12 protein-coding genes are annotated in these 16,084 nt (G+C 37.6%); 2 read left to right on the top strand and 10 right to left on the bottom strand.

Translation table 11 applies throughout. From position 1 onward, the window contains the following. Positions 1 to 8: 8 nt before the first annotated feature. From AA0017_RS13625 to AA0017_RS13660, 8 genes are all read right to left on the bottom strand, one after another. Positions 9 to 911, bottom strand: coding sequence for an ABC transporter permease (locus AA0017_RS13625; protein ID WP_413375181.1), 903 nt, complete (start codon positions 909 to 911; stop codon positions 9 to 11). 4 nt (positions 912 to 915) lie between these two features. After that, complete coding sequence (locus tag AA0017_RS13630; protein WP_413375183.1) at positions 916 to 1,878, bottom strand: ABC transporter permease; 963 nt, start codon at positions 1,876 to 1,878, stop codon at positions 916 to 918. Positions 1,879 to 1,989: 111 nt separating this feature from the next. Continuing rightward, a complete protein-coding gene (locus AA0017_RS13635) occupies positions 1,990 to 3,570 on the bottom strand; it encodes an ABC transporter substrate-binding protein (RefSeq protein ID WP_413375185.1) in 1,581 nt (526 codons plus the stop codon). 30 nt (positions 3,571 to 3,600) lie between these two features. After that, positions 3,601 to 3,993, bottom strand: coding sequence for an OsmC family protein (locus tag AA0017_RS13640; protein WP_413375187.1), 393 nt, complete (start codon positions 3,991 to 3,993; stop codon positions 3,601 to 3,603). Beyond that, positions 3,977 to 4,615 carry a TetR/AcrR family transcriptional regulator gene (locus AA0017_RS13645; RefSeq protein WP_413375189.1) on the bottom strand — a complete coding sequence of 213 codons (639 nt, stop codon included), beginning with the start codon at positions 4,613 to 4,615 and terminating at the stop codon, positions 3,977 to 3,979. Before AA0017_RS13645 ends, AA0017_RS13640 begins: the two co-directional genes overlap by 17 nt. 261 nt (positions 4,616 to 4,876) lie before the next feature. Beyond that, entirely contained in the window at positions 4,877 to 8,293 is a 3,417-nt protein-coding gene (locus tag AA0017_RS13650) for a pullulanase (protein WP_413375191.1), read from the bottom strand. Between the two features lie 664 nt (positions 8,294 to 8,957). Beyond that, a complete protein-coding gene (gene bglA / locus AA0017_RS13655) occupies positions 8,958 to 10,394 on the bottom strand; it encodes a 6-phospho-beta-glucosidase BglA (protein ID WP_413375193.1) in 1,437 nt (478 codons plus the stop codon). Between the two features lie 13 nt (positions 10,395 to 10,407). After that, entirely contained in the window at positions 10,408 to 12,303 is a 1,896-nt protein-coding gene (locus AA0017_RS13660; RefSeq protein WP_413375195.1) for a beta-glucoside-specific PTS transporter subunit IIABC, read from the bottom strand. Positions 12,304 to 12,474: 171 nt separating this feature from the next. Here AA0017_RS13660 and AA0017_RS13665 point away from each other — a divergent pair, with 171 nt between their 5' ends. Then, positions 12,475 to 13,185, top strand: a complete 711-nt coding sequence (locus tag AA0017_RS13665; RefSeq protein WP_413375197.1) for a GntR family transcriptional regulator — start codon at positions 12,475 to 12,477, stop codon at positions 13,183 to 13,185. A gap of 124 nt (positions 13,186 to 13,309) precedes the next feature. On the opposite strand, the gene AA0017_RS13670 is transcribed toward AA0017_RS13665, so the two are convergent. Both AA0017_RS13670 and rlmD read right to left on the bottom strand, forming a co-directional pair. Next, entirely contained in the window at positions 13,310 to 13,645 is a 336-nt protein-coding gene (locus tag AA0017_RS13670; protein ID WP_413375199.1) for an NIPSNAP family protein, read from the bottom strand. Positions 13,646 to 13,695: 50 nt separating this feature from the next. Next, entirely contained in the window at positions 13,696 to 15,105 is a 1,410-nt protein-coding gene (rlmD, locus tag AA0017_RS13675) for a 23S rRNA (uracil(1939)-C(5))-methyltransferase RlmD (protein WP_413375201.1), read from the bottom strand. A 238-nt stretch (positions 15,106 to 15,343) separates the two neighbouring features. On the opposite strand from rlmD, the gene AA0017_RS13680 reads away from it, so the two are divergent. After that, entirely contained in the window at positions 15,344 to 15,706 is a 363-nt protein-coding gene (locus AA0017_RS13680; RefSeq protein WP_413375202.1) for a GAF domain-containing protein, read from the top strand. Positions 15,707 to 16,084: the final 378 nt, after the last annotated feature.

The raw sequence follows: 16,084 nt of genomic DNA on the forward strand, positions 1-16,084 counted from the left end.
TCCTCATTTCATCGCTTACGTTTTTTTCGACTTTTAGCATGGGGATCGAGTAAATCTCTTAAACCATCTCCAAGTAAATTCAAACCAAGAACAGATATAATAATCATTAATCCTGGAAAAACAACCATCCACCAAGCTTGGAAAATGACAAGCTTACCATCATATAAAATATTTCCCCAACTAGGGTCTGGAGCAGGAATACCAACTCCTAAAAAGCTTAAGGCTGCTTCTGTAATAATCGTTTCCGCAAAAACAAAAGTCGCTTGAACAATTAAAGGGGAAATCGTATTAGGTGCGATATGCTGCCAAATGATTCTTGTTCCCTTTGCCCCTTGAGCATACATCGCTTCAATATAGGTTTGCTCCTTGACAACTAAAGCTTCCGAACGAACGACTCGAGCAATGTTAGGTGTAAAAACAATACTCAAGGCAATGACGACATTTGTAGGTGACGGACCGAGTGCAGCCATTAAAGCAATCGCAAGCAACACACCTGGAATGGCCATTAATCCATCGCATATTCGCATTAAAATATGGTCGAGCTTTGGGTAATAACTAGCATATAAACCGATAACTAAACCGATAATCCCAGAAATGAGCGTCACCGCTAGACCGACGATAATCGATACTTGGGCACCGTGAACGACTCTCGCTAATAAATCGCGACCAAACTCATCCGTTCCTAACCAATGTCCCAAACTTGGTGCTTGCAGGCGATTTGATGCTTCCATTTGAAATGGACTCGCCGAGACAAGCCATGGACCAATTGTCGCAATTCCAAGCATAAATAAAATCAGTACGGTTCCAATGACAATGGATGGATTCGACCAAAATCGTTTAAAGAATAATTGACGCTGTTGTTTCTTCAACTGAACCTTTACCTTGGTTAACATTTCTTTTTGATCAGTCATCAACTTATTCTCCCCTCCGACCTTGCCCGAGTCTAACACGTGGATCGATCACACCATATAATAAATCAACCAATAAATTGATAAAGACATAAGAGACGGTAATAAAAAGCACCGTTCCTTGAATAACCGGATAATCTCTTCGTTCAACAGAATTAATGACCAGTTGACCGATTCCCGGAATATTAAAGATAATTTCTGTCACGACCGCACCGGCAATCAATGTTCCAAATGATTGTCCAATCACCGTTAAAACTGGTAAAAAGGCATTCCGAAGTGCATGACCAAAAATAACCCGACGTTCCTTAGAACCTTTAGAGCGTGCGGTTTTAATAAAACTACGATTCAGTACTTCGAGCATAGAAGACCTCGTCATACGGGCGATAAGAGCGGCTTGAACTGTGGCTAATGAAAGGGCTGGCATAATTAAAAATTTAACATGCTCTAAAAAACCATTTTCAATTGCACGATAACCGCCGATTGGAAGCCATTGAAGGTACACGCCAAAAACTAACATCAGTAATAGGCCAAGTAAAAAGCTCGGAATCGCCATGCCTATTAAAGTCATCCCCATTAAAGATTGATCAACCACCGAACCACGACGTGTTGCCGCAATAATACCAACAGGAATCGCAATGATGACCGCGATAATTTGTGCAAAAATGGCCAATGATAGTGTCGGCTGTATGTATTTAAAAATCAAATCTAATACAGGCTCTCGCATAAAATAAGACATTCCAAGATCGGCTTGAAAGACTCCGATGACCCAATTTAAATACTGTTCATAAATAGGTAAATGAAGCCCCATTTGTTCACTTAAAGTGGCAATCTGTTCAGCAGTTGCCTCCTGACCTAAAATCATCGCTGCCGGGTTACCAGGTGTAATATGAATAATAGAAAAAATAACGACCGATACAACAAATAAAACAGGAAACAATGAAAGTAATCTTTTTACAATATAAGCAGTCAAGGAATCCACTCCTTTCTTATGATTTATCCACTTTCAAATGAAGCCAACTTAGACTTTCCTAATCGTATTAGGAAAAAGGTGTGAGGTTCAGCCCACACCTTTTTCATTCCATTATTCAACGATTTTAGTACCCCAAAGGATTGGTGCTTGAAATGGCTCAAATCCTTCTACTTTCTCTGAAGTGGCAATAATATCATGCTGATGTCCCATAACTGTTGTTGATAAAAAGTCATATAAATACGCTTGTAACTCTTCCCAACGTTCATATGCTTCCTCAGGAGTTTCTGCTGAGCGTACCTCTTGAAGCATTTCTTGCGCGACTGGATCATCGGTTCCTGCAAAACCTGGGTTTAAGGCAAGTAGTTGAGCTGGAATGGTGACATAACCCGTTCCTGCCGCTAGCATATCCCATGCACCTGGATCGGTTTTTAATTCTAAAAACGTCGCCAAATCATAGTTATCCACTTTCACATTCATCCCGATTGCTTGAAGCTGCTCTTGAACAGAAAGAGCTGCTTTGTACATGTAATCATAATCACGAGTTGTGATAATCACTAATTCTTCTCCATCATAACCAGCTTCTTCTAGAAGTTCCTTCGCTCTTTCAGGATCATTGACATTATAACTCTCTTCACCTTCTGTATTTGACCAATTCACTTGAGCTAAGTTCATATACCCTGGGTGAGTTTCAAATAAATCTTCATCTGCATAAGCAAATAATAATAAGTCATCTAAATTAATAGCTGTATTCACAGCTTCACGCATTTTTTGGTCAGCCATTGGGCCCTCATTAATGTTATAGAACCAAGTTAATGTTCGATTTAAATAAAGATGTGTTTCTATTCCTGACATTTGACTTACTTGAGCGTAATTATCAAAAGGAATTTCATCAGCAATATCATAACTTCCTGTTTGCAATCCAGATACTCTTGTAAAAGGATCGGTTACAATTTGGAAATAGATTTCATCAACAAGAGCTTCTTTTTTCCCTGAAAGACCACTACGCTCTTCTTCTCTTGATACATAGTCTTCAAATTTTGATAAAAGAATGTATTGATCTTGAGCCCATTCTTCAAACTGAAAAGGACCTGTTCCGATATATTCTGTAACACCTGTTGCATCGGCAGCTTCCACTACATCTTTAGGCATAATGGCTGGGAATTCACTTTGACCTGCCATAATATCTAATACATCTGCTGCCCGTTCTTCTAACTGTAAGATAACCGTACTGTCATCTGTTGCTTCAAAACCCGCTCCAGCTAAAAGCAACTTAGCCCGAGAAGATGTTTCTAACCACCGATTCATAGATGCCTCTACATCTTCTGTTGTGACAGGTTCCCCATTATGGAAGGTTAACCCTTCGCGAAGAACAAACGTATACGTTAAGCTGTCATCACTAATATCGACTGATTCCGCCAACATCGGAACCGGCTCATACTCTTCATTAAGTGTCACAAGTGTCTCATAAATATGCCTTGTAATATTTAAGGCTACTGATGATACTGTAATTTGAGCATCAAGTGTTGGTGGCTGTGCTGGAACTGCGACATGAATTTCTCCACCGCTTTCTTCCGAACTATCTGGTGTCGTTTCTTCGTTCGTTGTCTCTTCTTCATTCGTTCCTCCACAAGCTGCGAGCACGAAAAACAAAAGCACCGAAAAGATTAATAAAGATGTTTTTTTCAATCTCATATTTGTTGCCTCCTCATAATAAATGCTCTATTATTTTTGGTTCATATTGATCTTTGCACCTTGCTGAATCGTATTCCCAATTGTACAAGCTCTTTCAGCCGACTTAAGTAGCTTTTCACGATAAGCATTATCTAAACCAGTCGGGAATTGCACAGTTACATCAAATTTCTCAAGGCGAGATGGGCTTCCCTCTGCCTTAGAAGCCGAAACGGTAACAGCCAATTGCTCCTTTTCAATTTCAATTTGATCCCTTTCGAACAATTTAGTTAATGAAATAAATACACACAAACCTAATGAACTCGTTATTAATTCAACGGGAGAATAGCCTATGTCATTGGTATGTATTGTCGCTCCGTTAATCTCTACATTTTTACCATTTGATATGAACATGCTTTCGTCTTTCCACTTAACCGTTGTTACCATCCTGTATCCCTCCTGATAAAAGACCAAAAAATTCAAATTGTACAAGATGATCGGCCACCATATCTATCGATTCACCTGGTGTATAATCTTGCTCACGTAGCGGCCCAAACAACCATCTTTCAATCGTCCCATTTAAAAGACTGGTTAACATCATTGCTCTTAATTCGGGATTCTGATCTTTTTTTAACATTTTTAATTGCATCGCTCTGTTTATATTGTTAGCAAAAGCCGTCTCAATCGATACAAATATTTTGGATATTTCGTTTCGAATGGAAGTATCCGCACCTTGACCTTTTAAAAAAATAAAAGCCATTAAATCACGATTTTGACTCGCAAAATGTAAATAGGAGGAAATAAGATTTCGAGATGATTGAAGCATGTCTTCTGTTGTACCAGCTGATTCTCGGTAGCCTCGATTAACAACCTCTAACAATTTTTCCTTGCCCTCTTTTATAATCGATAAAGCGATTTCTTCTTTACTTGAAAAATGCCAGTAAAATGTCCCTTGAGCAACACCAACTTGCTTTACAATATCTGAAATTTTTGTTGAATGATAACCTTTTGTTGCAAATAATTGAAGAGCTATTTGTTCAAATTGTGCTCTTCTCTCGGAAACATCCACCTTCTGATTTACGATAAGAAATCCCCCCTTTATGTTAACTGATTGATGAGTCAGTCAATGGTAAATAAAAAAATAATTCCTATAGAAATACTATAGATTACTTCTTTTATCTTTGTCAATGATAAAACCTTTATTATTTTATCCCTCTGCTACATTTGAATTGTTTCCATAAATATGTAGATGTGGTGTGCCATTAACTAAAAAAGGCACCACGAAATCCATCCATACAGACGGATAATCGTGGTGCCTTTTATTTAATTCTTAATTTAACTTTCTTCTTCTCACCCAGTATAACCCTGCACCGGCCAGCAATAAAGCCGCTCCGATCGCTAAGTAATTATAAAGGGATGTGGCTGTATTCGGTAGGCCTTCCCCTCGTTTTTGCTCCTCTTTTTCTGGAGTGGTCGTTCCATTTTCCTTTTCGTCATCCTCTCCCGTTCCATTTTCGTCTTTAACCGGTGGCTCTTGCTCCTTCTCAACAGGGTCATCTTCTGGATCCGAATCTTTTGGCTCAACTGGTGGCTCCGGTGTTTCAGGTGGGTCAGTCACTTCTACATCACCCATTTTTACAACAACAGCTGTTAATGGATCAATCGTAATCGTATCCGCAGTTAATTCCACTCCAACGGGTTCCACAATTTCAGTCGTCCCTGCTTGTACTTGGTCAACAACAACGATTCCTTCTGTTAAATCCGCTTCCAATGTCAATATACGTTCCGTTGTATCAGCATTAACAAACACATAATAAGCATCATCATTCGTCGCTTCATTACGGTATGCAATAATTAAATCTTTCTCTTTTATTTCTGGAGCTTCGACTTTTGTCACATGGTTATCAACCAATTCCTTCGTTCCTAAACGGAAAGCATCACTTGATTTTCTTAACTCAATTAGTCCAGTCGTATATTCTCTCGTTTGATTGTTAATTGGATACTCGGCTTCATCTGTCGCTTGCTCCCAATCAAAACGATTAATAATGTCTGTAGAATCATAGGAATCATGAATAAAGTAAGGATACGTAAATGGGTCCCCTTCCTCATCAGTCATATACGTTGATTTATAAGGAGCTCCTGCTGTTTCCGCTCTAAATTGTTTCGTGCGTCCAAACTCCTGACCGGCATGAAGAAAAGCAGTTCCTTGAGAAGTTAACACCATTAAATTCCCTAAACGAATGCGTTGGTGAATTTCCTCTTGATGGAATTCCGGATCTTTCTTAATTGATTGGGCAATAACATCATGTAATGTTAAGTTGTCATGAGCCTCAATATATGGCACGACATCACCCGGATCATCAGCAACGAAGTTATGAGGTTGGGCTTTAATATTATCAAAAATTAAATCAATATTTCTTGCCCCACCTGTAAGAAACATTGGCTGCCCTTCACTACCAAATCCTGATTTTAATTCATTTCTAAACTCATCTGAAAACACACCGACACTATCTGTGTACTGCATCCAGTGTTGATCAGCAGCTTGGACATTCGTATCGTCCTCATCACCAACATAGGTGATCCAGCCTTCCCCAATCATGATGATATTCGGATTTATTTCTTTCGCCTTATCATAAGCGATTTGGATCGTTTCCGCATCATGGTCACCCATCATATCAAAACGGAATCCATCAACTTTAAACTCTTCCACCCAATACGAGATTGAATCAACTAACACCCGCCTTGCCATTTCATGGGTTGTACCGAGACGTCCTCCACCAAAGCTCTCCCTTGATGTTCCATCTGCATCCATAAAATGATAATAATTTGGCACTAAATCTTCAAAAATACTCACTCTCGCCGTATGGTTATAGACCACATCCAAAATAACACCCATACCACGGCGATGAATTTCATCGATTAACTTTTTAAATTCTTCTATTCGTCGTTCTGGATCCTCTGGATTTTCAGAATACATCCCTGTTAACGAGAAATAACTTTGTGGATCATAACCCCAGTTATAATTTGTATTAGTCGAAGCATACTCAAGCATTCTCACATCATTTTCAAATTCATTCGCAAAAAAGTAACTCATGACTGGTAAAAGCTGAATATGCGTGACACCAAGCTCTTCAATATAATCTAACTTCTCAACAAAGGAAGCAAATGTTCCAAATTGAGCGGTTAATTCATCGGCAATATTCGGGTCAGACGTAAAATCACGAACATGTACTTCATAAATAATCGCATCTTCTTTTTTCTCAAAACCATCAATCTGAGCAAAATCCAATTCAGGGCCAATCGTAGCTGGATCCACAATCGCGGCTTTCGCAATTGGATCATCCCCTTCATTATTCCAAGCTGCTAATGATTTAGCATATGGATCCAGAGCCAGTTTCTTTTCTCCATCATGTTCAATCTCATAGTGATAATAATAACCATTAAGATTGGCAAGACCCGTGTGTTGTTGGTCTAAATCAATTTGCCAAACGCCACGCTCTCCTAAAGTCATTTCTAATTCTGTTACAACCGTATTCTGATCTTCCCTATCATATAAAATAACCGAAACACTCTCAGCCTTTGGCGACCATAATTTTAATGTAGCCGTCCCATCGCCATGTAATTTTGCTCCAAGCTCTCCGTCATAGGCGTACATTTCATCGATCATTCGCCACCCGACTTTTGTCGTTACGGTTTTCTCCTCGAAAGTAACCATATAAGGTGACTGAGCCAAATCAAATGGACCGGTTAATTCAACCGGTTTGTTGTCATCTAATAGATTCACTTCTTGTACAGCTACCAACTCTCCTATTTGGTTTTCAATCGTTAGCCCTTCTAACAACCCTTCTTCTGTTAATTCATCTGTTCGGGTAAAACTTAAAACCATCTTTGTATCTGATAAAAGCTCTGCTGCCAATAGCTCTGTTGCAACAGCCCCATACGGGTTCATATACACTCGATCATCACCTTCAACGATAAATAATTGGTTCGCACTACTTAGATTAATAAATTCGCGATCCATCTCTTGATCTCCTGTGTCTCTATTTACTGGAAGAAAACCAATTTCTTGTGCATTCTCCTTCAATTCAATATCTAAATAAGCCCCATACTTTCCAATTTGTTCATCCGAAAATGCGGTTGCACCGGTAGGCCAACTACCATTTTCTTCAGACGCTACCTTAACATCTCCCCATAACCAGAGTCCTAAATTCTCGTAATTTCCATCTCCTATTTTGTAATGAATGCGGACAACATCCTCTGCTAATTCAATCGGTTCGTATAGGGAAATGTCATCTGAACCTTCTTGAATCCAAACCTCATTAATATGAGGCGAGAACATTTCTAAACGCTTATCACCGCCACGCTCTCCGGCTTCATCCTTAGCACCTGTTGTCACATCAAGAACAAGAAAACCAACATTACGTGCTCCAGATTTTAAGGGAATGTCAAGATATGCCCCGTAATCTGTCATTTGCTCTTCTACAAAAGGAATGCCACCTGATGGCCAATTATCGGTTGGTGATTCGACATCATCCCAAGTCCATAACCCTAAATTCGTGTAATCATCATCAACTGTTTGATAATGAATTCGTAACGTATTTTCCGGTATTTCTAACTCTGCTGCTTGTACATGTAAACCTTCTACATATCCAGTAGTTGGAAATAAAAAGCTTGAACTGGAAAAAACTAAAATAAAAACTAAAAAGGTCATAAACCCTCTACTTAATTGCCGCCTCAATACAAACACCCCTCATATCCTTTTATTTACTATTAATCTACTAAATGCTTTTATTTACGCACACAAAAAAGGTAACGCTTTCATAAATAAAAAAGCCATTTAGCAGAATAGCAACCATCACTCACCCTCGCTCATGAATATGTATCTGTTTCTCAAATTAGTGCAATCGTTTTCATTAATAATTATAAGATTCAGAACTTATGCAGTCAATTCATTTTTAATACTTTAAGAGATTTTTATCTTTTATTCATCTCATAAGAAGGTCATTTGATTCTTTTGTCCTATTATAGGCAAACGTTTTCTCAAAGGGTAATCTTTAAAAACCAAGGGTGCTTTAAATCCTTTAGAAAAGGGGCCTAACCATATTTTTCATTATCAATTCGCTTGGCAAAAATCTCTTGAATCTGAACTGTATCAAAAGTTTGAAACAGACCTAACAAAACGACTAACGACCCTACTTTCTATGGCTCAATTAGAAGAATTCGAGATCAACTTTTATCAAAATTCATTTTTGAGTAAGAATTAAATACGTATCGCCAACCACCAAATACCCTATTATATAAAAAACACCTACCAATCTTTGTGAAAACCACTCAATTGGCAGGTGTTTTATTTAGATGCGAACATTATAATTCAGTTGAAAATTTCAACAAATTTCGGGTGGTGACAGTAATTAACCCATGCCATTCGTCTGAATCACTTGTTTATACCATTCAAACGAATCTTTTTTATAACGCTTCATTGATCCGTTTCCTTCATTATCACGGTCCACATAAATCATGCCATAACGTTTTTTCATTTCACCTGTTGTAAACGATACAATATCAATGATTCCCCATGGCGTGTACCCCATTAAATCTACACCATCAAAAGTGACAGCTTTTTCTAAAGCTTCAATATGGGATTTTAAATAATCAATTCTTTGTGGGTCATGAATTGAGCCATTTTCTTCTAGAGTATCGATTGCACCAAAACCATTTTCGACAATAAATAAAGGAATTTGATAACGATCATAGAAACGATTTAATGTATATCTTAATCCAGTTGGATCAATCGCCCAGCCCCAGTCGCTCGATTTAATATATGGATTTTCAACACCGTTAGGTAATCCGCCATTGACAACATCACCTATATTATCGTTCACAACATCACTTTTAACAGTGGTCGACATGTAATAACTAAAGCCTAAATAATCAACCGTACCATTTTTTAAAATGTCTTCATCGCCAGCTTCAAATTTAATATTATAGCCTTCTCTTTCAAATTCTTTTAACGCATAACTTGGGTAAAAACCACGAACATGAACATCAGGGAAGAAGTATCGTTGTCTCATTTCTTCTTCAGCTAACATCACATCTTCAGGATTTGATGAAAAAGGATAAATAGGTATATGTGAAACCATTGCTCCAATTTTAAACTCTCGATTAATTTCTTTTCCTTTAGCTACCGCTAATGCACTTGCAATCAATTCATGGTGACCAGCTTGATACATGACTTCTTTTGGATTTTCCCCTTCTTTTACAACAACACCTGAATTTGTCCATAAGAATATTGGATTATGGACATCCATTTTGTTATTGATTTCGTTAAAAGTCATCCAATATTTCACTTTATCTTTATAACGGTTGAAACAAACTTCAGCAAATTTCACGAAATAATCTACTACTTTTCTACTTCGAAAACCACCATATTCCCTTGCTAAATGCAATGGCATTTCAAAGTGAGAGAGTGTGATGACAGGTTCAATTCCGTATTTTAACAATTCATCAAAGACATTATCGTAAAATTGCAAACCTTCTTCATTTGGTTCAACTTCATCACCCTTTGAAAAAATTCGACTCCAACCAATGGATGTACGTAAACATTTCAACCCCATTTCAGCAAATAAGGCGATATCTTCTTCATATTTATGATAGAAATCTATGGCTTCATGGTTCGGATAAAATTTATCTGCTTGAACGGTTTCTGTTATTTCTCTAGGAACACCATGTGCACCTGCTGTCATTACATCCACAACACTCGGTCCCTTTCCACCTTGATTCCAACCACCTTCAAATTGGTGAGCAGCTAAAGCGCCACCCCATAGAAAATCTTTCGGTAATGTTGTCATTTTCAATTCCTCCTTATTTCACAACTGTTAATAATTTCTGCTCTACTTTACTCTCATTAATAATTTCGATAATTACTTCTTTATAAGCTTGTGTGTTCGTTACAACAAGAGGTGTCAATGTTTTTATGCCTTCATTTTGAATAAATTCTTTATCAAAGGTGATGAGTAAATCCCCTCTTTTGACTTTAGCGCCATCTTCTATATTTAAGGTAAATGGTTTTCCGCCTAATTTAACGGTATCTAAACCAATATGCACAAGCAATTCAACCCCAGAGTTTGAACGTAAACCGATTGCATGCTTAGTCGGTGCAATCATAACAACCGTTCCATCAAAAGGAGCATATAATTTGTTGTCAGACGGCTCAATTGCTACTCCCTGCCCCATCGCACCTGAACTAAAGACTTCATCAGGGACCTCAGAAAGTGGGATGACTTGACCACTTAATGGAGCATTTATCATTTCTTCGTTATTTTGTTGGAAATTAATTGTATGTTGTTCTTGTCCATTTAATAGGTTCTTTCCACCTGCAGCTTTTGCTGTATCCTCACCGTACCCAAAGATTTGAATTAAAATAACTGGAAGTATTAGAGCAATGGCCGAACCAATTAAAATTCCCCATATCGACGAAGGGTAGTCCGCACTTATCCCATTTACAATCGTTAATGGTCCTGGTAATCCTGCATAGGCAAAGTAACTGGGTTTAAAGAAACTTGCTGTTATTGCCCCAACAGCACCTGAAATACACCCAATGATAAATGGCTTTTTAAATCTTAAAGTGACCCCATAAATAGCTGGCTCAGTAATCCCGAAAAATCCAGTTACACCAGCTGAAATACCAATTTTTCGTGTTTCTTGACTTTTAGCTTTTAAAATAACCCCAAGCACAGCTCCAACTTGGGCGATAACAGCAATCGTTTGGTACGCTTGAAATGAGTCACGACCGTATAACTCAAAATTAGCTAATACCATAGGGGTGACTCCCCAATGTACTCCAAAAATAACGGCCACTTGCCAGAAGCCACCAATTATAGCACCAGCAACAGCAGGGGCATTTTCTGCTAAGAAGTTATAGCCATTTGCAATCCCAGTTGCACCCATAGTTGTAACAGGTCCAATTAATAAAATCGTTAAAGGTACCATAACAACCATACATACGAGCGGAACAAATAATGGCCTAACCACTTCGTTCATTCTCTTATTTAAAAATCGTTCAACGTATGACAAAATCCATACTAAAAATAGCGGTGGCAATACGGAAGAGGTATATACAGTTTGAGATAAAGCCAACCCTAAAAATGTAATGGTTTCACCTTCTGTAATTCTGGTTGTTATTTCTGTCCACGTCGGACTTACTAGTGCAGCAGAACATGCTACTGCGATAAATGTGTTTGTTTTAAAATGTTTGGATGCTGTAATAGCAATAAAAATCGGTAAAAAAGTAAAGGGTGCCCATGAAATAAAACTTAAAACTTGATAAGTCCCCGTTTCTACAAAAGTATTAGAAAATAAATTAATTAATATTAATGAACCTTGTAAAATACCAGCTGCAGCTAGAATATAGACAAATGGTGCAAAAACAGCAGACATTGTGGCAATAACTCGATTTAAGATCGTTCCCTTATTTTCACTTGTATTATCTGACTCTTCAACTTTTACTAAACTTGAAAAAACATCATAAACTTCTCCTACATGTTGACCAATGACCACTTGGAATTGCCCACTGTTTTCTACTACTGTAATAACCCCAGGCATTGCTGCTACTTTTGCTTTCGACTCTGATTTAGAGCGCTTTAGTACGATTCGAAGTCTAGTCGCACATCTTGTAACACTTACAACATTTTCTTCTCCCCCAACAGCCTCTAATATATCTTTGGCTAACTGGGAATAATCCCTAATTTTTGAACTCACCTTAGATCCCCCCTCGCTTCTTTTATACATTCACATTATAATTGTATCGGTACAATTCATCAAGGACTAAATAATAATTTTATATGTGCATGCTTTAACGAAATGAGCTTTTAGTAAGTTTATGGTATAATTTTGATACTGAATGAGATTATTAAATAATGAGGAATGTATATGTTAAAATACCAACACATCGCCAACGAGATTGAAAATTATATTGAAGAACATAAGCTGCAACAAGGAGAAAAATTACCTGTATTACAAGATTTGATGGTTCAATTTGGGGTAAGTAAAAGTACAGTCACGAAATCATTAGAGCTTTTAGAGAAAAAAGGAGTTGTCTTTCAAGTCAGAGGTAGTGGAATTTTTGTTAGAAGGCATAAAAGAAAAGGATATATTAGTCTTCTATCTAGTCAGGGGTTTAAAAAAAATCTTGAAGATTTCCAAATCACATCAGAAGTAATCGAGCTAGACGTCCGAAAACCAACAAAAGAAGCGGCGCTTAACTTAAATATGGAACTTAGTGACGATGTCTATTATGTTAAAAGAGTTCGTTATATTCACGAGCAAACATTATGCTTAGAGGAATCGTATTTTAATAAATCGATCATTACTTACTTAAACAATGAAATTATTTCTGAATCGATATTTAATTATATTACGGAAGGTTTAGGATTAAAGATTGGTTTTTCAGATACATTTCTTCATGTCGCCAAGTTGACGGATACGGAAGCCCATTATCTAGGATTAAAAAAAGGAGACCCTAAACTATTCGTTGAATCTGTATTTCATTTAACAAATGGACAACCATTCGACTTTTCAAAAGTAACGTATAACTATGAGCAATCGCAATTTTTCGTCCAAGCAAATAGTTATTTTTTATAAAATAAATCCATTAGAAGCATTCTAAGATAACTTTCAGCCCAAATTCATATTTGAGTCATATACGTAAAACCCCTGCCACTCTTAATTCACTCGATTGGCAGGGGTTTTATTAACTTATTTTCTCTTACAAAGTAGACGTTAACGGCTCATTTTTCACTTCTAATATATATTCACTATACACATAGTCTCTTCCACCATGCTTGTTATACCACTTTATAACTCTTTTGACATGCTCTTGATCACTTCTCACATTCGCTTCAATTTCTAGATACTTCTCATGGCTGTCATACTCCCAGATCGCAAATATTTCCGTGGTCGATTCACTATGAGGGGTCATCCATCTTCCAACTAGTCGTGAACCATGTTTTAACTGATTGGGCAAGTTTGTTTCGTTAAAGTGTTGATTAAAAGTTTCTACAAATTCATTTTTAACTATATAAAACTTTCTCCTATAGAACAAAATGCCTACACCCCTTTAATCGACAAATTTCGAGCAGTGACAGTGTGCCTCTACCTCAACACCAACTCCGTCACCGACTCCACTTGTGCCGTCCATGGGAACATGTCAACAGGTTGAATATTTTTCACTTGATAGCCTTTTAATCTTAATACTTCAATGTCTTTGGCGAGTGTGGATGGATTACAGGATACATACACGACTCGTTTTGGTTTGACCTTAATAATTGATTGTAACAGTTTATCATCACAGCCCGTCCGTGGTGGATCGACGACGACAACATCTGGTTTCCATCCTTCTTTTACCCATTTAGGTAACCATTCTTCAGCTGGCCCGACTTCATATCGCATATGAGCATAACCGTGCTTTTCGGCATTTTTTCTTGCGTCCTTAATCGAGGCTTCAATCACGTCCATTCCCCGGACTTCGGCTGCATCATTTGCCAACCAAAGTCCAATTGTTCCAACGCCACAATACGCATCAACGATTTTTTCTTTACCGGATAGCTTTGCCGCTTTTTTGGCTTCATTATAAAGTTGAACCGTTTGCTTAGGATTTAGTTGAAAGAACGCTCGTGCCGATAAATCAAAAGAAATATCGCCTAATTTTTCTTCAATGACTTCTTCTCCATCTAAATGAACCGTTTTCTCCCCAAAGATCAATGATGTTTTTTGATTATTAATATTAAGTTGAAAAGAAGTAACTTCAGGTAAACGTTTTTGGATTTCGTCTGTAATTAAATTTAACCTTGGAATGTTTGGATCAGTTGTAACGAGAACGACTTGAACTTGACCGGTTTCAAAGCCCACTCTTGTGACAATCGTCCGAATAAGTCCTCTTCGTTTGCGTTCATCATAAATGGAAATATTCAAATCCGTTAAAATTTGTTTCACGACTTCGGTTACTTTGTTCGTTGCTTTATGTTGGACCATACAGGCCGATAGATCAATGAGTTCATGGGATTTCATCGCATATAAACCAGCAATCACTTGATTTCCTTTTTTCCCAACCTGAAGCTGACTTTTATTCCGATAGTACCACGGGTCGTCCATTCCAATCGTCTCTTTAATTGAGAGTTGATTAATATTTAATTTTGTAAAACGTTCGAGAGCTTGAATGACGACATCTCTTTTTTCACGTAATGTACCCTTATATTTTAAATGTTGAAGCTGACAGCCCCCGCATTTATCATAGATTGGGCATGGTGCTTCAATACGTTCCTTCGATTTTTTTCGAATTTTATTAATTTTCGCTTCCGAAAACTTCGCTCCAACCTTTGTGACTTCAGCTACGATCTCTTCATTAGGCAAAGCACCAGGTACAAAAACGACCTTTCGTTTGAAATAACCAACACCTTCCCCATTTATGCCAAGCCTTTTTATCGTTAATGGAAACTGCTGACCAACCTTGAGCTGAACCACTCCATTTTCTTGTCTTTTATTTACACTTGTTTTTTTATTCATGTTTTCCACTCCGTCCAATTGATCCCGAATTACTTGTTTGGCGTCCCTTATTATAGCATGTCCTTTGAACTTCCTAAACTTTCTAGACCGATACTCCTTCTTTTTTTGTTACAATAAACAGGACATACGGCAGTGCTTATTTAATATAATATCGGTTAGAATCGATTCAGTATGGTAAGTTTTTGTCAGTACAGCTAGAAAAACGTTGAACGTATCGGTTCACTGAGGAGAGATGATTTTGTCTATACCAACAGATGTCGCATCATTACAAATTATGGCACATGTTTATCAGAAAAAAAGTACACAATCTATTTATGAGAAAACAGTCACAAGTTTAGTTGAGAATGTTCCTTATATAAATTGGGTTGGCATTTATATGTATGAAAATCTAGATCATAAACTAGTGGCCGCATCCTCATTAGAAAATGATTTAAGATGGGATTATAATGGGGAATTGAAGTTTCCGATTTTAAATAATGAGAATAAGGATATCGGTTTAATGGTTGTCCGAAGCCTACAGCCAATTGCCTTCGATATCACAGATGTCAGTACTTTAGAAACAATTGCAGCAGCCATTGGGCAAGAAACACTTTTAAATTGACGCGGTTAATTTTCAAATATTCATTCATACGAAGAGAAAATTCACATGATACTCATTGTTGAAAAGAGTGTTGTGTGAGTTTTTTAGTTTGAAGGGTATGCATGGATGGAGTTACTAGCTTATATGATTACTTTTGCGGCTTTTAATTGCTGGCTTTCGGATTCATTGGCCTCCTTTGTTTCCCTTTCACGCTTTTATTTGCGGGCTTTGGGCTTCATTGAACTTCTTTGATTCCCTTTCACGCTTTTATTTGCGGGCTTTGGGCTTCATTGCCTCCCTTTGATTCCCTTTCACGCTTTTATTTGCGGGCTTTCGGATTCATTGCCTCCCTTTGATTCCCTTTCACACTTTTATTTGCGGGCTTTCGGCTTCATTGAA

It is taken from the genome of Alkalihalobacillus phoenicis, assembly GCF_047302405.1.
Lineage (GTDB): Bacteria > Bacillota > Bacilli > Bacillales > Bacillaceae_D > Alkalihalobacillus.